Raw genomic sequence first — 17563 nt, forward strand, 5'->3', positions numbered from 1 at the left:
GACATCAATCCAACGACCGCTGCACCGCCGGCCGCGCCGCCACGCGCTGCGCGTGCGCATGCACCTTGGGGAACCGGGCGATGTCCACGCCATCGCTTTGCAGCCATCCACCGATGGTGAACAGGTAGCCGTCGCTCACCGAATAGGCGTCGCCCAGCACCCACGGCCCCTGCAGCTGCAGCTCGATCAGCGCGAAGCATTCGGTCATGTTGGCGCCGACCTTGCGCTGCATCGCGGCGATGGCCTCGGGCTCGTCGGCCCAGCGGTTGGCGCGGGGTCGGTGGGCATGGGCCACGTGCACGGTGGAGGCGAGGTAGCTGTTGAACTCCTGCATCCGCGCGAACCCGTGGGGATCGGTGGGCGCCAGCCGCGCGTCAGGGAACCGCTGGGCCACATAGGCCAGCAGCGCTGGCGTCTCGGTCAGCACGCCCTGCTCGGTGACCAGGGCCGGCACGCGGCCCTTGGGGTTGATGGCCAGGTACTCGGGCGTGCGCTGCTGCTGCGCCTTGAAGTCCATGCGCTCCAGCGCGTGATCGGCGCCGGCTTCGTTCAGCGCGATGCGAACGGCCTGCGCGCAGGTGCCGGGGGCGTAGTAGAGGGTCAGCGAGGCCATGGGGGCTCCAGTGGGTTGGCGATGGGAAAAGGAACGGCCGCCGCCCGCGGCCTGGTGGTTCCAAGCAAAAACCGCGGGAAGGCAATGAGTACTAGGGCATCTTGCTATGGTTTTTGATATGCCCGTCCGTGCGCATCAGTGCAGGCCACGCACCCGCGCCATCAGCCGCACCAGGCCCAGCAGGGCGTCGGTGTGCGGCGTGGGCACGGCGGTGAGGCGGCCCAGCTCGTGCACCGCGCCCACCAGGGCGTCGATCTCCAGCGGCTTGCCGGCCTCCACGTCCTGCAGCATCGAGGTCTTGAACGCGCCCAGCTTGCGGGTGACGGCGTGGCGGTCTTCGGGCTGCTGGTCGATCGGCAGGCCCAGCCGTTCGCCGATGGCCTTGGCCTCGCGCATCACGTCGGAGATGAAGGTGCGCACCAGGTCGTCGTCGAGGATGCGGTCGGTGGTGGCACCGGTGAGCGCGCTGATGGGGTTGACCGTCAGGTTGCCCCAGAGCTTGAACCACACGTCCTGCTGGATGCGGGAGGACACTTCGGCCTCGATGCCGCCGCGCCGCAGCGTGTCAGCCAGTGCCTGCAGCCGCGGTGTAGGCGCGCCGGCGGGCTCGCCCAGGATGAGCCGGTTGCCGAAGTGGTGGCGCACCACCCCGGGCGCATCGAGCGAGCAACTGGTGTGGACCACGCCGCCGATCACCTGGCCGGCCGGCACGGCACGCGCCATGGCGCCAGAAGGGTCTACGGACTGCAGTGCCTGGCCTTGTGCGGGGCCGCCGCAGCCGTCGAGGAACCACCACGGCACGCCGTTCATGGCCGTGAGCACCAGCGTGTGGGGGCCGATCAGCGGCGCGATGCGGGCGGACACGTCGGGCAGAGCGGGGGCCTTGACGGCCAGCACCACCAGGTCCTGCACGCCCAGGGCGGCCGGATCGTCGTGCGCGCGCACCGGCGTGGCGTGCACGGAACCATCGGGTTGAACGAGGCGAAGGCCCTGCGCATCGAGGGCCTGCCGCGTGGCGCCGCGCGCCACCATGGACACATCGCCGCCTGCTCGCGCCAGCGCCACGGCGAGCCAGCCGCCGATGGCGCCCGCGCCATAGATACATGCCTTCATCGAAACATCCGCCTCTGCAGGGACCGGCCGAACGGCCGCGAAGCGGTGGATGTTAAGCGCTCCCCGCGGCGTGCGCCGGGGGAGGCGGCAGGGGCGCGGTCAGCGCGCGATCACTTGGCGTCGCTGGCCGGCTCGGAGGCCGCGGTGGCCGGCGCCGGCGTGCTGCCGCCGAACACGGCGCCGCCGGCCGGGGCGGAGGAAGACGGGGTGGAGGACATGCCAGCGTCCGACGCAGGCGTGGCCGGCGTGGCAGGGGCGGGGGTGGCGGGGGTCGTCGGCGCCGGGGTGGTGACGGGTGCGGTGTTGGTGGGCGTGTCGGCTGGCTTGTTGCGGTCGCAGGCGGTGAGCGCCAGGGCGGACACGACGATCAGCGGGGCGGCGGCGAGCCAGCGGCGGGAAGGGGTGGCCGAAGCGTTCATGGTGTTTGGGGTCATGGGTTGTATCTCCTTGAATGGCGTGCGGCGGACTGCCGCTGGAATGGGCATGCTAGGCAGGCTCCAGCAGGCGCGGGGTAGGATAGGGTTGACATCGCAATTGCTTACTTTCAGGCCGTGCACCCCCGCTGGCGCCCGGCTTGGAGCCGCTGCGGGCCGGCCGCCGCCGGGCATGCCGCCCCGCTGCGATCCCCCCTGCTGCCCCGTTTTCCGATCCCTGCCATGGCCAAAGAAAAAACCCTCTTCACCTGCTCCGAGTGCGGCGGCACCAGCCCGCGCTGGCTGGGCAAATGTCCGGCCTGCGGTGCCTGGAACACCCTGGTCGAAACCGTGGCCGAGGCCGGCCCGGGCAAGAACCGCCTCAGCGCGCCGCAGTTCTCGGGCCTGGCCCAGGCCCAGGCGGTGATGCCGCTGGCCGCCATCGAGGCGACCGACATCGCCCGCACGCCGAGCGGCATCGACGAGCTGGACCGGGTGCTGGGCGGCGGCATCGTGGAGGGCGGCGTGGTGCTGATCGGCGGCGACCCGGGCATCGGCAAGTCCACGCTGCTGCTGCAGGCGCTGGATGCGCTGCAGCGCGTGGGCCTGCCCACGCTGTACGTGACGGGCGAGGAAAGCGGCGCGCAGGTGGCGCTGCGCTCGCGCCGCCTGGGCCTGGACCACAGCCAGGTGAACGTGCTGGCCGAGATCCAGCTGGAAAAAATCCTCGCCACCATCGATGCCACCCAGCCGGCCGTGGCGGTGATCGACTCGATCCAGACGGTGTACTCCGACCAGCTCACGAGCGCGCCCGGGTCGGTGGCCCAGGTGCGCGAGTGCGCCGCGCATCTCACGCGGGCGGCCAAGGCCTCGGGCGTGACCATCATCCTCGTGGGCCACGTCACCAAGGAGGGGGCGCTCGCCGGCCCACGCGTGTTGGAGCACATGGTCGATACGGTGCTGTACTTCGAAGGCGACACGCACAGCCAGTTCCGCCTGGTGCGCGCCATCAAGAACCGCTTCGGCGCGGTCAACGAGATCGGCGTGTTCGCCATGACGGAAAAGGGCCTTAAGGGCGTGACCAACCCGAGCGCCATCTTCCTGAGCCAGCACAGCGAGCCCGTGCCCGGCAGCTGCGTGCTGGTCACGCTGGAGGGCACGCGGCCCATGCTGGTGGAGATCCAGGCGCTGGTGGACGAGGGCGGCCCCAGCCCGCGCCGGCTGTCGGTGGGGCTGGACCGCGACCGCCTGGCCATGCTGCTGGCGGTGCTGCACCGGCATGCCGGCGTGGCCTGCATGGACCAGGACGTGTTTGTCAACGCCGTGGGCGGCGTGCGCATCAGCGAGCCCGCGGCCGACCTGGCGGTGATGCTGTCCATCACCTCCAGCCTGCGCGGCAAAGCACTCCCCCGCGGGTTCATCGCCTTCGGCGAAGTGGGCCTGGCCGGCGAGGTGCGCCCGGCCCCGCGCGGTCAGGAGCGGCTCAAGGAGGCGGCCAAGCTGGGCTTCAGCGTGGCCGTGGTGCCCAAGGCCAATGCGCCCAAGAAGCCCATCGAGGGCATCACCATCCATGCGGTGGAGCGGGTGGAGGAGGCGATGGAAGTGGTGCGCGGCATGGGCTGAAGGCCGCCCGCCGGGCGGCGATGCCGCGCCTACGCACCATCCACACCCGGCCCCGGCGGCCGCCATAGGACAATCTCGCCCCATGAATCTGCGCAACCTCTTCATTCCCGTCGGCATCGCGGTGCTGGTCTTCGCGGCCCACCGCTCCTATGGCTGGCAGGGCGTCATGGCGGTCGGGGGCGGGCTCGTGATGTGGGCGCTGCTGCATTTCACCCGGCTCATGAACGTCATGCGCAAGGCGGCCGACCGGCCCATCGGCCACGTGGGCAGCGCCGTCATGCTCAATGCCAAGCTGCGCAAGGGGGTCAATCTCATGCACGTGGTGGCCATGACGCGTTCGCTGGGCGAGCCGCTGTCGGCCGACGGCGAGGAGCCCGAGCGCTACCGCTGGACCGACGGCACGCAGTCGCACGTGACGTGCGAATTCCGGGCCGGCAAGCTGGTGGAATGGGCGCTCGTGCGGCCCGTGCCGCAGGAGGATGCGCCCCAGGCGCCGGCGGATGTGGCGGCCCCTGCCCGCGCAGACTCGTAAAATCGCGGGTTTTGCGACTTCCAGCAATTCCAAAGGAACCCCATGAGTCCCGTAGCTCCCTCGATGGCCGACCGTGACGGCAAGATATGGATGGACGGCCAGATGGTCGATTGGCGCGACGCCAAGATCCATGTGCTGACCCACACGCTGCACTACGGCTGCGGCGCCTTTGAAGGCGTGCGTGCCTACAAGACGGCCGACGGCACGGCGATCTTCCGCCTCGAGGAGCACACCGAGCGCCTGTTCAACAGCGCCAAGATCCTGCGCATGACCATTCCGTTCACCCGCGACGAGGTGAACGAGGCCCAGAAGGCCGTGGTGCGCGAGAACCAGCTCGAATCGTGCTACCTGCGCCCGCTGACCTGGATCGGCTCGCAGAAGCTGGGCGTGTCCCCCAAGGGCAACCAGATCCACCTGATGGTGGCGGCCTGGGCCTGGGGCGCCTACCTGGGCGAAGAGGGCATGAAGCGCGGCATCCGCGTCAAGACCAGCAGCTACACGCGCCACCACGTCAACATCACCATGACGCAGGCCAAGGCGGTGAGCAACTACACCAACTCGATCCTGGCCAACATGGAGGCCCTGGACGACGGCTACGACGAGGCCCTGCTGCTGGACGCCTCCGGCTTCGTGTCCGAGGGCGCGGGCGAGAACGTCTTCATCATCAAGAACGGCGTGGTGTACACGCCCGACCTGTCGGCCGGCGCGCTCAACGGCATCACGCGCAACACCATCGTCCACATCTGCAAGGACCTGGGCCTGGAGCTGGTGCAAAAGCGCATCACCCGCGACGAGGTGTACATCGCCGACGAGGCCTTCTTCACCGGCACCGCCGCCGAAGTGACGCCCATCCGCGAACTCGACCGCCTCGCCATCGGCAGCGGCTCGCGCGGCCCGATCACCGAAAAGATCCAGAGCGCCTTCTTCGACATCGTGAACGGCCGCAATCCCCAATACGCCCACTGGCTCACCAAGGTCTGAAGAACATGTCGCAAGCCATCGTCGAACTGGTCGCCAAAGACCTCAACCCCCAGGGCGGCGTCTTCTGCCCGAGCCCCAAGGCGGACATGAAGATCTGGAACACCCACCCCAAGGTGTACCTGGACGTCGCCCACACGGGCGAGGCCAAGTGCCCCTACTGCGGCACGGTGTACCGCCTGAAGGCGGGAGAACGCGTCCATTCCGGCCACTGATTGATGCCGGCTGAACGCGGCAGCGCGGCCCGCCCCACGCTCACGGTGGCGGTGCTGACGCTGAACGAGGGCCACCGCATCGAGGCCTGTCTGGCGAGCGCCTCGTTCGCCGACCAGATCGTGGTGGTGGACAGCGGCAGCACGGACGACACCGTGGCCGTGGCGCGGCGCCTGGGTGCCCAGGTGCATGTGTATCCCGACTGGCAGGGCTTTGCCGTGCAGCGCAACCGCCTGCTGGCGCACGCCACGGGCGACTATGTTTTCTTTCTCGACGCCGACGAGGTGATGGGCCCCGACTTCCGCGAGGAACTGCAGGCCATCGTGCGCTCTGGCGAGCGCGCAGTGTGGAAGATCCGCTGGCGCATGGTGGCCTTCGGCCGCGAACTGCGCTACCTGCGCACCACCTCGACCGTGGAGCGCCTGTTCCGGCGCGACATGCTGCGCGAGTACGTGGGCGTGGTCCACGAGGAGGCCGTGCTCACCGAGCCCGGCGTGCCGCGCCACGTGATGCGCGCGCGGCTGCTGCACCACTCGCGCGAGACCGTGCGCGGCAGCCTGGAAAAGCTCACGCAGTACGCCATGCTGGGCGCCGCCAAGCGCGCGGCGGCCGGCAAGCGCGGCGGCGTGGGGCGCGGGCTGGCCTCGGGCACGAGCATGTTCGTGCGGCTGTACGTGCTGCGGCTGGGGTTCCTGTGCGGCGGTGCCGGTTTCCTTTACTGCCTGTTCGTGGCCCTGGAGGCGTTCTTCCGGTATGCCGCGCTGGAGTACGACAGCGACCGCCTGAGCGAGAGCGTGCGCCGGTGAAACCTTCGGATGTCTTCGCGCGCCTGTCCGGCGTGGCGGCTTTCATGGTGCCCGGCCTGGCCCTGTGGCTGCGCTCGGGCTATTCGTGGGGCGCGGTGGTCCTGCTGCTGTGCAGCCTGGCCACGGCCGGCGTGTGGCTGCGCCGGCCCCCGGGCCGCGAGGCCTGGTGGCTGTTCGCCTCCATCGTCGCCATGGGCTTCGTATGGGCCCTCGATTTCGACCCGGCCCAGGGCGGCTGGTCCAACCTGGACCGGCCGTCCAAGTACCTGCTGGCGCTGCCCTGCCTTTTCTACCTGCTGGCCTACCCGCCGCGTGCGGTCTGGCTGTGGTGGGGCCTCGCCGTGGGGGCGTGCGGCGCGGGGCTCATCGGCATCTACCAGACCGGCGTGCTGCACCTGCTGCGCGCCAACGGCTACACCAATGCGATCCAGTTCGGCGGCCTGAGCCTGCTGCTGGGCCTGATGTGTTCGGCAGCCCTGCTCGTGCAGTGGGGCCGCTGGGCGCCCTGGCAGCGCGTGGGCTGGGTGGTGTGCATCCTGCTGGGCTTCGAGGGCTCGCTGCTGTCGGAGTCGCGCGGGGGCTGGCTCGTGCTGCCGCTGGCGCTGCCCGTGTGCGCGTGGCTGCAGGCCCGCTGCGGCCAGCGCCGGCTGGCGATGGTCGGGGCGGCGCTGATCCTGGCCGGCATGGCGGGCCTCATGGCGCTCAAGGCGCACGACGTGCGCTCCCGCGTGGACGAGGCGCGCCAGGAGATCACCCAGTACGAATCCAAGGGCGATGCGGCCAGCTCGGTCGGCCAGCGGCTCGCGCACTGGAAGCTGGCCTGGTCGATGGGCCTGGACCGGCCGCTCACCGGCTGGGGCCGCTACGGCTACGAGGCCGAGAAGCAGCGGCGCGTGGCCGCGGGGCAGGCCCATCCGTTCGTGCTGCGGTTCAGCCATGCGCACAACGAGGTGCTGGACATCTTCGCCAAGCGCGGCCTGCCCGGCGTGGCGGTGCTGCTGCTGTTCTATGCGGTGCCGCTCGCGCTTTTCTGGCCGACGCGCCGGCGCGTCTGCCGGACCACGGAGCACGGCACCATGGACCCCCAGGTGCTGTGCCTGCGCATGGTGGGCGTGCTGCTGCCCATCGCCTACATCGGCTTCGGGCTCACGCAGGTGTTCCTGGGCCACAACAGCGGCACCATGTTCTACCTGTTCATGTGCATGCTGGTGCTGGCCATCCTGCAGGGCCGCGAGCGCGATGCGCTGCGGCGGCGGGCTGCGCCGGCCGCCGTGCCGCCGGGCCCGGGCCGGCCCGCCGCTGCCTCCTCCTGACCGCCAAGAAGGTTTCGCCATGCACGTGCTGCTCGTCAACAACTCCCCGATCCCGGTCTACGGCTATGGCGGCACCGAGCGCGTCATCTGGGACCTGGGCCAGATGCTGGTGCGCCTGGGCCACCGCGTGAGCTACCTGGTGCCCGAGGGCTCCACCTGCGACTTCGGCGCGGTGCTGCCCATCCGGCCCGATGCGCCGTGGGATTCGCAGATTCCCGCCGACGTGGACATCACGCACTTCCAGTTCAACCCCCGCACCGAGATCGGCACGCCCTACCTGGTCACCGAGCACGGCAATGCCCGAAAGCCCAAGCCGCTGCCGCGCAACACCGTGTTCCTCTCGCGCGACCATGCGGCGCGCTACGGCTCCACCGAGTTCGTCTACAACGGCCTGCAGTGGGAGAGCTACGGCGCCGTGGACTTCGCCCGGCCCCGCGACCACTATCACTTCCTGGGCAAGGCCGCGTGGCGCGTGAAGAACGTGAGCGGCGCCATCCGCGTGGCCCAACTGGCGGGGGTGGAGCTGGACGTGCTGGGCGGCGACCGCATCAATTTCCGCCGGGGCTTTCGGTGGACGCTGTCGCGCCGCATCCATTTCTTCGGCATGGTGGGCGGCGCGCAGAAGACCGAGCGGCTCAACGCCTCGCGCGGGTTGATCTTTCCGGTGCGCTGGCACGAGCCCTTCGGCCTGGCCGTCATCGAGAGCCTGTACTTCGGCTGCCCCGTGTTCTCGACGCCCTACGGCGCGCTGCCGGAACTGGTGCCCGCCGAATGCGGCGTGCTGGCGGACAACGCCAGTGCCCTGGCCGAGGCGGTGCGCGCCAACCGCTTCGACCCCCGCGCCTGCCACGACCATGCCGTGCGCCACTTCGGCGCCGAGCGCATGGCGCGCGACTACCTGCGCATGTACGAACGCGTGCTGGCGGGCGAGACGCTCAATGCCCAGGCGCCCGTGATCCAGGGAGAGGCCCGCTCGCTCGCCTGGCGCAACTGAGCCGGGGCGGGCGCGGCGCCGCGCTCAGACCGCCGCGTGGACCGTGAACCCCATCGGCACCGGGCCGAAATCCTGGATCACCTTCAGGCCCAGCGACCGCGCCGCCTTGGCCGTGGTGATGCAGCCGTCCGTGCGGCCGTGCCGGCATTCCACGGCGGCCTGTGCATTGCTGTTGACGAAGCACAGCTCCGTGCCGGGGGGCGCCAGTTGCTGCGGCGCGGGGTGGGTCGAGATGGTGCGGGGCGCCTCGCCCGTGCGTGACGCGAGGATCATGTTGAAGGTGGGCATCACGAAGACATCCACCATCTGGAAACGGTTCAGGTTGGAGAACACGAGATTGTGCAGGTCGGGATAGGCCACGCACCCCAGCACCGCGATGGCTGGGTCGTCATTCAGCGACTCGGCGGCGATCTCGAAGGTGGGGTGCAGGTGCACGGTGCCTTTGCGGCCGTTGCGCCGGAACCATTCGTGGGCTGCGGCTTCGCAGTTGGTGCCGGCCGGCCCGAGGGTGTGGATGACCCGGATGTCTTTGACTGCCATGGTGGAACTGGGTGGATCGGTGTTCAAAATGGACGCCTCGGTCTTGTATTCCGTTGGGCGGAATGCAGGATAAGGGAAACCGCCTTCCGAAGCCACCCGGATTCCGGGGCCAAGCCGCTGACCGAACGAAACAGATGTGACCATGCGCAACATCAAGCGCATGCCCTTGCATGGCGGCCCCACCCGTGTACCGAGACCGGTGCGGCGCGTGCCGCGCCTTCGCAAGGAGGTCAGGCGCTCGCCAACGGCAGGCTCAGCACGAAGCAGGCACCGCCCTCGCCATCGGGGCGGTCTTCGCAGCGCACCGTGCCGCCCGAGCGTTCCGCGATGGAGCGCACCAGCGCCAGCCCCAGGCCCACGCCGCCGGCGCGCTCGCTGGCGCCGGGCAGCCGGTAAAAGGGTTCGAAGATGCGCTCGCGCTGCGCTGGCGGCACACCGGGGCCCTGGTCGCACACGCGCACTTCGGCGTGGGTGCCGGTGCGCTGCAGCCCCACCGTGATGTCGCCCTGGCTGTAGCGGCGGGCGTTTTCCAGCAGGTTGCGCAGGGCGCGGCGCAGCAGCTTGGCCACGCCGTTCACCTCCAGGCCGTCCGCGCTGGCGGCGCCGGCTTCCAGCTCGGCATCCACCCGCACGCACTCCTCGGCCGCCAGGCCCAGCAGGTCCACCAGTTCGACGGTGCCCATGTCCGCCTCGCGCGCATCCAGGCGGCTGGCGAGCAGGATCTCGTCCACCAGCTGGTCCAGCTCGGCGATGTTGCGCAGGATCTCGTCGCGGAATGCCGGGGACGGGGCCGAGCCCTGCATCAGCTCCAGCCCCATGCGGATGCGCGTGAGCGGCGAGCGCAGCTCGTGCGAGGCATTGGCCAGCAGCGACTTGTGGGATTTGACGAGCGTCTCGATGCGTGCGGCCGCGGCGTTGAACTGGCGCGCCAGGTCGGCCACTTCGTCATGTCCGGTCTCGGCCACGCGCACGGAAAGGTCGCCTTCGCCGAAGCGCTGCACGCCGCGCTGCAAGGTTTCCAGCCGCTGCAGCAGCCGCCGGATGATGGGGAACACGCCCACGGCCACGGCCACGCCGACGAGGCCCAGCATCCACAGGAAGCCGAACGGCGGGCGGGTCCAGAACGCCACCTCGCCGCGCCGGTCGGCGCCGGGCGGCTTCGGGCGCGGCGCCATCTGCAGCGAGAACACCTCGCCGCCCTCGGCTTCCACCCGGAACTCCAGCCCCTCGGCCGGCCCGTTCGGGATGCGCGTGGCCAGCCCGCGCAGCACCGGCTCGCCGCGATCGTTGATCAGCACCATCTCGCGGGCGGGCGGGGTGGGGGGCGTCTGCGCGTTCTGGTCCGAGGCGATGCGCCAGGCCCATCCCACGGCCAGGGTGAGCACGGCCACGCCCACCACCACGGCCAGCCAGATGCGCAGATAGAGGCGTCGGGAAAACGGGTTGGACATGGGTCAGTCTTGCTGCTTGGCGAACACATAGCCCACGCCGCGCACCGTGAGGATGCGGCGGGGGTTCTTGGCGTCCTGCTCGATCGCGGCGCGGATGCGGCCCATGTGCACGTCGATGGAGCGGTCGAAGGCTTCCAGCTCGCGGCCGCGCACGGCCTCCATGATCTGGTCGCGCGTGAGCACGCGGCCCGCGCGTTCGGCCAGCGCCACTAACAGGTCGAACTGGTAGGAGGTGAGCTCGGCCGCCTGGCCGCTCACGGTGACGGTGCGCGCATCGCGGTCGATCTCCAGCGAGCCGAAGCGCAACACCTGCGCGGCGGGCGTGCCGCCGTCGGTGCGCCGGCGCAGGATGGCGCGGATGCGGGCGAGCAGCTCGCGCGGCTCGAACGGCTTGGGCAGGTAGTCGTCGGCGCCCAACTCCAGGCCGATGATGCGGTCCATCGGGTCGCCCTTGGCGGTCAGCATGAGCACCGGCACCTGCGCCGCCGGCCCCTGCAGCGAGCGGATGCGGCGGCACACTTCGAGCCCGTCCATGTCCGGCAGCATGAGGTCCAGGATCACCAGGTCGGGCAGGGGCCCCGCATCGCCCCCCTGCAGGCGCGCCATGCCGCTCTTGCCATCGGCCATGTGCGTCACTTCCAGGCCCGACTGGCCGAGGTATTCCCCCACCATCTGGGCGAGGCGGAAGTCGTCTTCGATCATCAACAGTTGAGAGCTCATGGCGGGTGTCCTTGGGGGAGGCTTCATCGTCGCGTCGGGGGGCGTCGTTGCGTTGAAGTCCCCGTAAAGTTAGGTAAACCAGGGGCATCCCCCCAGCCGGGGCCATTTTGCGGCCGCGCAGGCCGGGCCGGCGTGGCGTGCGCCATATGCTACTGAATTGATAGCTATGGCGGCATGAAAATCACCGGCGTGGGGGCGTTTCGATCCTGGAGGCCAGCGCCACCAGCACCAGCACCGGCAGTCCCAGCAGCGCCGTTCCCACGAAAAACTCGGTATAGCCGAAGGCGTCCACGAAGCGCCCCGAAAAGCCCGCGATCCACTTGGGCGCCAGCAGCATCATGGAGCTGAACAGCGCGTACTGCGTGGCCGAATACTGCACGTTGGTGAGGCTGGACAGGTAGGCGATGAATGCCGCCGACGCGATGCCCCCCGCCAGGTTGTCGGCCGACACCACGAAGACCAGCCCGGTCACGTCGTGCCCGCGCAGGCCCAGCCAGGCGAACAGCAGGTTGCTGCAGGCGCTGAGCACCGCGCCCAGCATCAGCACGCGCATCACGCCCAGGCGCATGGACAGCACGCCGCCCACGAAGGCGCCGGCCAGCGTCATCAGCACGCCGAACACCTTGGTGACCGCGGCGACCTCGTCCTTGGTGTAGCCCATGTCCACGTAGAACGGGTTGGCCATGATGCCCATCACCACGTCGCTGATGCGGTAGACGGCGATGAGCGCCAGGATCAGCGCCGCCTGCCAGCGGTAGCGCCCGATGAAGTCCGCGAACGGGTCGACCAGCGCGCCGCGCAGCCACTCGGCCGGGTTGCGCGCCGGCGGCAGCGGGCGCGGCACGGGCTCGCGCGACAGCAGCACGGTCGCGGTGCCCACCAGCATCGAGGCGGCCATCGTCAGGTAGGCCGCCTGCCAGGCGCCGTGCTGGTAGCCGGCGAGGCCGGGCAGCTCGGCGCGCGCGGCCACCCACAGCACGCCCGCGCCGGCCCAGATCATCGCCAGGCGGTAGCCGGTCTGGTAGGTGGCGGCCAGCGCCGCCTGGCGGTCGGCGTCGGCCGATTCGATGCGGAAGGCGTCCAGCGCGATGTCCTGCGTGGCCGATCCGAACGCCACGGCCAGCGCGCACCACACCAGTGGTTCGAGCGCCACGCGCGGGTCGTTGAACGCCATGCCCACGAGGCCCGCCATCACCATCGCCTGCGACGCCACCAGCCAGCCGCGCCGGCGCCCCAGCCAGCGCGTGAGCAGCGGCAGCGGCATGCGGTCCACCAGCGGTGCCCACATCCACTTGAACGCGTAGGCCAGGCCCACCCAGCTCAGGTAGCCGATGGTGGTGCGGTCCAGGCCCGCCTCGCGCAGCCAGAACGACAGCGTGCCCAGCACCAGCAGCAGCGGCAGCCCGGCGGAGAACCCCAGCGCCAGCATGCGCAGGCTGGCCGGTTCGAGGTAGACGAGCCAGGCCTCGCGCCAGCTGCGGCGGGGGGCGGTGGCGGGGGCGTGGTCTGGGGGCATCGGAAGGGGTGGGCGGGGGCGGGCCGGGTAGGGGGATCGCAGGGATTATCCGCACCCCTTCCCCGGGGCGCGCCGGCCGTGCTTGCGCCGTGCCGCTACGATGCGCGCCATGGGCCCCGCCGCCGTCCTCCATCCCACCTGCTCGGTGCGCTGCTACAGCGGCGAACACGCCGCGCATGCGCACGGCCACGCGCAGGTGCTCTACGCGCTGCACGGGCGCATGGAGCTCGAGGTGGCGGGCCGCGCCGCCTTCGTGGACACCACCTGCGGCATGGTCATTCCGGCCGGCACGGCGCACGCGTTCCTGGCCCCGCCCGGCGCGCGGATGTTCGTGATCGACGCGCCCGACCAGCCCGGCGTGGGGCGCGTGCGGCGCTTCGCCATCGCGCCCGAGCACCGGGCCTTCGCCGCCAGCGACGATGCTGCGCTCCGGCTCGCCCAGATCCTGCAGGCCCCGCGCGTGCTCGCGCGCCGCGCCATCGCCCCGGAACAGCTGGAGCGCGCCGTGCGCGCCGCCCTGCACGAGGACTGGCCCACGGTGCGCATGGCGGCCCTGTGTTTCCTGAGCCCGCAGCGCTTTCATGCCCGCTGGCTGGCGCTGACCGGCCGCACGCCCCAGGCCTGGCTGCGCGGCGAGCGCCTGGATGCCGCCGCCCGCGAACTGGCCCAGGGCGTTCCGCTGGACACCGTGGCCCTGCGCACCGGCTATGCGAGCGCGAGCGCCCTGGCGTATGCGCTGCGCCGCGACCGGGGCACCGGCGCCCGCGCGCTGCGTGCCTGAATCAATCGCTATTGTTTTTGTAGCGATATGCCCTAGTGTTGATTGCGGTGGAGGCCGATTCGGCGCATGGCCTGCCGGCCCGCACTTCGCGCGTTGCTCGACATTGGCGCCGCCCGCCCGCGGCACCATGGCGGCATGACGACCCCTTCCCCCCATTCCACCCGCGGCATCGCTCTGGTGCTGCTCGCCTCCACGCTCTGGGGCACCACCGGCACGGCGCAAAGCCTGGGCGCGGGCGGCCTGTCGCCCTTCTGGGTGGGGGCCGCGCAGCTGGCGGTGGCCAGCGCCTTCTTCTCGGTGCTGCTCATCGCTGCGCGCGGGCTGGCGCGCCAACGCGCGCAGCGACGCGGCCCGGCACCGGACCCCACCCCCTCGGACCGCCTGCCCGCGCATTGGCTGGCGCTGGCGTCGGCCGGCGTGGCGGGCTACAGCATCTGCTTTTATGCCGGCGTGCAGCGCACCGGCGTGGGCGTGGGCACGGCGGTGGCCATCGGCAGCGGCCCCATCTGGGCGGGACTGATCCAGGCCGTGCTGCTGCGCTCGCCCCTGATCGGCCTGTGGTGGCTGGGCACCGCCGTCAGCGTGGCCGGCGGCGTGCTGATGGTGCTCAGCAAGGGCGCGGGGGCCGGGCCGTCCTGGCCGGGGCTGGCGCTGTGCCTGCTGGCCGGCCTGTCGTACGCCAGCTACGCGCTGGTGAACAAGCGGCTGGTGGCGCGGGCCTCCACCGGCTGGGTCAACTTCTGCGTGTTCACCGGCGCCGCGCTGCTGGCGCTGCCCATGGCATGGCTGCTGGCCGGCGTGCCGCAATGGAGCCTGCCGTCGCTGGCCGTGGTCGTCTATCTGGGCGTGGTGGTGTCCGGCCTGGCCTATGTGGCGTTTTCCAGCGGGCTGCGCCACATCGCCGGGGCGACCAGCGTCACGCTGACGTTGGTCGAGCCGGTGGCCGCCTTCGTGCTGGCCGTGGCGATCGTCGGGGAGCGGCAGCCGCTCGCCGCCTGGAGCGGCCTGGGGCTGGTGCTGCTGGGCTTGCTGGTGGTGATCCGCGCGGAGTTGCGCCGGTAGGAGCGCAGGGCGGCGGGGCGGGCGGCGCCTCGCATCGGCACCTTGAAAAAGGGTTCAGGGATGGCTTCCGGCTGACAGACCGGGCCCCCGGCCTGCGGCTAGACTGCCGCCCATGTCGCACCTGCCCACCCCCGATTCCCGCGCTCCGGCGCCTGCCGAGACCGATTCCGCCACGGCCTGTTGCCGGTTCTGCAGCCTGCGCGGCAGCGCCTGGAACGCCCGCCGCGGCTTCTTGCTGGCGGCTGGGGCCGCCGTCGCGGGGCCCGCGCTGGCGCAGGTGGACGTGGGGTCCGCCTCGGGCATGCGCAAGCTGGTGCCGGCCGAGACGATCGAGACTGCCGCCAACCAGCAGTACAGCGAAATGATGGGCAAGGCCAAGGCGCAGCGCGCGCTGGCTGGCCCCGACAATGCGCAGCTGCAGCGCCTGCGCGCCATCGCCCAGCGCCTGATCCCCTACACCGCCCAATGGAACGACCGGGCCCGCCAGTGGCAGTGGGAGGTCAACCTGATCGGCAGCAAGCAGATCAACGCCTTCTGCATGCCGGGTGGCAAGATCGCCTTCTACACCGGCATCCTGGACCAGCTCAAGCTCACCGACGACGAGGCCGCGATGATCATGGGCCATGAAATGGCCCACGCGCTGCGCGAACACGCCCGCGCCCGCCTGGCAAAGACCCAGGCCACCAGCGTGGGCCTGTCCCTCGGGGCGCAGTTGCTGGGCCTGGGCGACCTGGGCAACGCGGCGGCCAACCTGGGCACGCAGCTCATCACGTTGAAGTTCAGCCGCGGCGACGAGACCGAAGCCGACCTGGTGGGCCTGGAACTGGCCGCCCGCGCCGGCTACAACCCCGACGCCTCGGTGAGCCTGTGGCGCAAGATGGGCGAGGCCACCAGCGGCCAGGGCGGCATCGCGTTTCTCTCCACCCACCCCAGCGGGCCGGAGCGCATCCGCCAGCTGGAGCAGAACGTGCCGCGGGTGCAGGGGCTGTACCAGGCGGCGCGCCGGGGGTGAGTCGACCGGGATCGGCGTGGGGCGTGGATCAGGTCCCGCCCACGTAGGGGTTGCTCTTGCGCTCGCGCCCGAAGCTGCTCTCCGGCCCGTGCCCCGGGATGAAAACCGTGCCGTCGCCCATCGGCCACAGGCGCTGCGTGATGCTGTCGATGAGCTGCTGGTGATTGCCCTGGGGAAAGTCGGTGCGGCCGATGCTGCCGGCAAACAGCACGTCGCCCACGAAAGCCCGCTCGATCTGGGGCGCGTGGAACACCACGTGGCCCGGCGTGTGGCCGGGGCAGTGGCGCACCGACAGCGTCTCGTTGCCGATCTGCACCGTATCGCCATCGTCCAGCCACCGCGTGGGCGTGAAGGCCTCCGCAGGCGGAAAGCCGAACATCGCGCTTTGCTGCGGCAGCCCGTCGATCCAGAACTGGTCCCCGGGATGTGGCCCGACGATGGGCAGCGCCCGGGTGCGGGCCAGCTCGCCCGCTCCGCCCGCATGGTCGATGTGGGCGTGGGTGAGCCAGATCTGCTCCAGCTTCAGCTGCCGCCGCTCCGCCTGGGCGAGGATGGCCGGCAGGTCCCCACCGGGATCGATCACCGCGGCCAGAAGGGTTTCGTCGCACCACACCAACGAGCAGTTCTGCTGGAAAGCGGTGACGGGTAATGTGAAATATTGCAACATCGTGTAAGTTAGTATTCAGGCTTCACGGCGATGATTTCGGGTTCGCGCTTCAGCATTCATCGGAGGGCTGGCGCCATTGTCGTCAATGCGAAAGAGAGAGGGAGCGATGTTCAAGAAGCTGGTGGCTGCGGCCTTTGTTTTCGGTGCGGGCGTGGCCCATGCGTTCATCCCCCAGGCGGGGACGTGGGTGGTGACCTCCGAGGTCAACGGCAAGCCCGGCCGCGGCTTCGGCATCGACGTGCAGAACGGCACGCTGGTGATGCAGATGTATGCGTACGAGAACACCGGCAAGTCCACGTTCTACCTGGCCGTGGGCAATGTGGTGGACAACCAGGTCACGGCCGATCTCAAGTCCTATGAAGGCGGCCGTTTCCTGGGCAGCGAAGACCGCTCGGGCACTGAAAAGGGCAACGCGGGCGCGGTCAAGATCCGCTTCGTCGACGGCGTGAGCGGTTTCATCACCTTCCCCGGCGAGAGCGAAAAAGCCATCTCGCGCTTCAACTTCGGTTACGCGGCCGTACCGCAAAGCCTGAAAGGCAGCTGGCTGTTCACGACATACTCGCCCACGCTGGGCTGGGGCGTTGAGACTCCCACGTTCACAGCCGTGGGCAATGCCACCAGCACCGGTAGCGGGACGATCTCCGCGCCGTCCAGCAACCTGATTTGTGAACACCAGGTCAGCGGCGGTCTGGCGGGCTTCGTGTTTTGCGTCAAGTTCTTTTCCAACTCCAGCACCACGCAGCACACCTATCTCTTCAAGTACAGCGTGAACGAGGGCGAGGGCGACTGGTATCCCAACAACGGCAAGACCGGTTATGGCTTCTACGTCAAGCGCCTGATTACCGATGACGGTCAAGTCGCAGGGCTGATCCGCAAGGACGAAGAGGCCTTCGTAGCGCCGGAGCAGGCCCAGGCCTTCGCGGCCGAACTGGCCGCAGCCGCTCACCGCTGACCGACCCATGCCCGCAACGGGAGACGGCCGCCCGGCAGGGCCGTCGTCCTGCAAGCGGGTGGATGCCCGCCGCACGCCGCGTGCTGCGCTTACAGCACCATGTCGTACCCGATCGTGATCGGCGCATGGTCCGAAAACTTCTCGGTCTTGTAGATGTGCTCGGTGCGGGCCAGGGCTGCGATGGCCGGCGTGGCTAGGTGGTAGCTAGTGAGTCAAAATACCCACAATCTTGTGGGATTGGGAAATTTCGTCGATATGGGATTG

19 protein-coding genes and 1 pseudogene are annotated in these 17563 nt (G+C 70.1%); 11 read left to right on the top strand and 9 right to left on the bottom strand.

The window, feature by feature from the left end; all coding sequences use genetic code 11:
* Positions 1 to 4: 4 nt before the first annotated feature.
* The 3 genes from AVTE2539_RS11000 to AVTE2539_RS11010 form a co-directional block, all read right to left on the bottom strand.
* A complete protein-coding gene (locus AVTE2539_RS11000; protein WP_284410536.1) occupies positions 5 to 613 on the bottom strand; it encodes a glutathione S-transferase family protein in 609 nt (202 codons plus the stop codon).
* A 135-nt stretch (positions 614 to 748) separates the two neighbouring features.
* Entirely contained in the window at positions 749 to 1726 is a 978-nt protein-coding gene (locus AVTE2539_RS11005) for a 2-dehydropantoate 2-reductase (protein ID WP_284410538.1), read from the bottom strand.
* A gap of 110 nt (positions 1727 to 1836) precedes the next feature.
* Positions 1837 to 2160 carry a hypothetical protein gene (locus AVTE2539_RS11010; RefSeq protein ID WP_284410540.1) on the bottom strand — a complete coding sequence of 108 codons (324 nt, stop codon included), beginning with the start codon at positions 2158 to 2160 and terminating at the stop codon, positions 1837 to 1839.
* A 222-nt stretch (positions 2161 to 2382) separates the two neighbouring features.
* Between AVTE2539_RS11010 and radA the strand changes: the two genes are divergently transcribed.
* The 7 genes from radA (at position 2383) to AVTE2539_RS11045 (ending at position 8598) form a co-directional block, all read left to right on the top strand.
* Positions 2383 to 3762, top strand: coding sequence for a DNA repair protein RadA (gene radA / locus AVTE2539_RS11015; protein WP_284394641.1), 1380 nt, complete (start codon positions 2383 to 2385; stop codon positions 3760 to 3762).
* 82 nt (positions 3763 to 3844) lie between these two features.
* Complete coding sequence (locus AVTE2539_RS11020; protein WP_272565926.1) at positions 3845 to 4294, top strand: glycerate kinase; 450 nt, start codon at positions 3845 to 3847, stop codon at positions 4292 to 4294.
* Between the two features lie 42 nt (positions 4295 to 4336).
* The gene (locus AVTE2539_RS11025; protein WP_272565924.1) at positions 4337 to 5275 is read left to right on the top strand and encodes a branched-chain amino acid transaminase; all 939 of its coding nucleotides are present in this window, start codon (positions 4337 to 4339) and stop codon (positions 5273 to 5275) included.
* A gap of 5 nt (positions 5276 to 5280) precedes the next feature.
* Entirely contained in the window at positions 5281 to 5487 is a 207-nt protein-coding gene (locus AVTE2539_RS11030) for a zinc-finger domain-containing protein (protein WP_272549760.1), read from the top strand.
* A gap of 3 nt (positions 5488 to 5490) precedes the next feature.
* Complete coding sequence (locus tag AVTE2539_RS11035; protein ID WP_284410542.1) at positions 5491 to 6291, top strand: glycosyltransferase family 2 protein; 801 nt, start codon at positions 5491 to 5493, stop codon at positions 6289 to 6291.
* Positions 6288 to 7604 (top strand): O-antigen ligase family protein, encoded by a 1317-nt coding sequence (locus tag AVTE2539_RS11040; RefSeq protein ID WP_284410545.1) that lies wholly within the window; start codon positions 6288 to 6290, stop codon positions 7602 to 7604. Before AVTE2539_RS11035 ends, AVTE2539_RS11040 begins: the two co-directional genes overlap by 4 nt.
* Positions 7605 to 7623: 19 nt before the next feature.
* Positions 7624 to 8598 carry a glycosyltransferase gene (locus AVTE2539_RS11045; RefSeq protein ID WP_272565920.1) on the top strand — a complete coding sequence of 325 codons (975 nt, stop codon included), beginning with the start codon at positions 7624 to 7626 and terminating at the stop codon, positions 8596 to 8598.
* Positions 8599 to 8622: 24 nt separating this feature from the next.
* On the opposite strand, the gene AVTE2539_RS11050 is transcribed toward AVTE2539_RS11045, so the two are convergent.
* The 4 genes from AVTE2539_RS11050 to AVTE2539_RS11065 all read right to left on the bottom strand — a co-directional run bounded on the left by AVTE2539_RS11050 (position 8623) and on the right by AVTE2539_RS11065 (position 12825).
* Complete coding sequence (locus AVTE2539_RS11050; protein WP_284410547.1) at positions 8623 to 9138, bottom strand: type 2 periplasmic-binding domain-containing protein; 516 nt, start codon at positions 9136 to 9138, stop codon at positions 8623 to 8625.
* 230 nt (positions 9139 to 9368) lie between these two features.
* Positions 9369 to 10589: a HAMP domain-containing sensor histidine kinase gene (locus AVTE2539_RS11055; protein ID WP_284410549.1), complete on the bottom strand. Its 1221-nt coding sequence runs from the start codon at positions 10587 to 10589 to the stop codon at positions 9369 to 9371.
* 3 nt (positions 10590 to 10592) lie between these two features.
* Positions 10593 to 11309: a response regulator gene (locus AVTE2539_RS11060; RefSeq protein ID WP_272549751.1), complete on the bottom strand. Its 717-nt coding sequence runs from the start codon at positions 11307 to 11309 to the stop codon at positions 10593 to 10595.
* Positions 11310 to 11490: 181 nt separating this feature from the next.
* Positions 11491 to 12825: an AmpG family muropeptide MFS transporter gene (locus tag AVTE2539_RS11065; protein ID WP_284410551.1), complete on the bottom strand. Its 1335-nt coding sequence runs from the start codon at positions 12823 to 12825 to the stop codon at positions 11491 to 11493.
* A 109-nt stretch (positions 12826 to 12934) separates the two neighbouring features.
* Between AVTE2539_RS11065 and AVTE2539_RS11070 the strand changes: the two genes are divergently transcribed.
* From AVTE2539_RS11070 to AVTE2539_RS11080, 3 genes are all read left to right on the top strand, one after another.
* Positions 12935 to 13606, top strand: a complete 672-nt coding sequence (locus tag AVTE2539_RS11070; protein WP_284410553.1) for a helix-turn-helix domain-containing protein — start codon at positions 12935 to 12937, stop codon at positions 13604 to 13606.
* A gap of 135 nt (positions 13607 to 13741) precedes the next feature.
* Positions 13742 to 14668 (top strand): DMT family transporter, encoded by a 927-nt coding sequence (locus AVTE2539_RS11075; protein WP_284410554.1) that lies wholly within the window; start codon positions 13742 to 13744, stop codon positions 14666 to 14668.
* A gap of 112 nt (positions 14669 to 14780) precedes the next feature.
* Positions 14781 to 15680, top strand: coding sequence for a M48 family metallopeptidase (locus tag AVTE2539_RS11080; protein WP_284410557.1), 900 nt, complete (start codon positions 14781 to 14783; stop codon positions 15678 to 15680).
* A gap of 28 nt (positions 15681 to 15708) precedes the next feature.
* On the opposite strand, the gene AVTE2539_RS11085 is transcribed toward AVTE2539_RS11080, so the two are convergent.
* Positions 15709 to 16347 carry an MBL fold metallo-hydrolase gene (locus AVTE2539_RS11085; protein WP_284410559.1) on the bottom strand — a complete coding sequence of 213 codons (639 nt, stop codon included), beginning with the start codon at positions 16345 to 16347 and terminating at the stop codon, positions 15709 to 15711.
* A 106-nt stretch (positions 16348 to 16453) separates the two neighbouring features.
* On the opposite strand from AVTE2539_RS11085, the gene AVTE2539_RS11090 reads away from it, so the two are divergent.
* The gene (locus AVTE2539_RS11090; RefSeq protein ID WP_284410561.1) at positions 16454 to 17299 is read left to right on the top strand and encodes a hypothetical protein; all 846 of its coding nucleotides are present in this window, start codon (positions 16454 to 16456) and stop codon (positions 17297 to 17299) included.
* 89 nt (positions 17300 to 17388) lie between these two features.
* On the opposite strand, the pseudogene AVTE2539_RS11095 reads toward AVTE2539_RS11090, so the two are convergent.
* Positions 17389 to 17502: pseudogene (locus tag AVTE2539_RS11095) on the bottom strand (exodeoxyribonuclease III); the annotation flags it as partial.
* Positions 17503 to 17563: the final 61 nt, after the last annotated feature.

The organism is Acidovorax sp. SUPP2539 (assembly GCF_030158975.1).
GTDB lineage: Bacteria > Pseudomonadota > Gammaproteobacteria > Burkholderiales > Burkholderiaceae_C > Paracidovorax.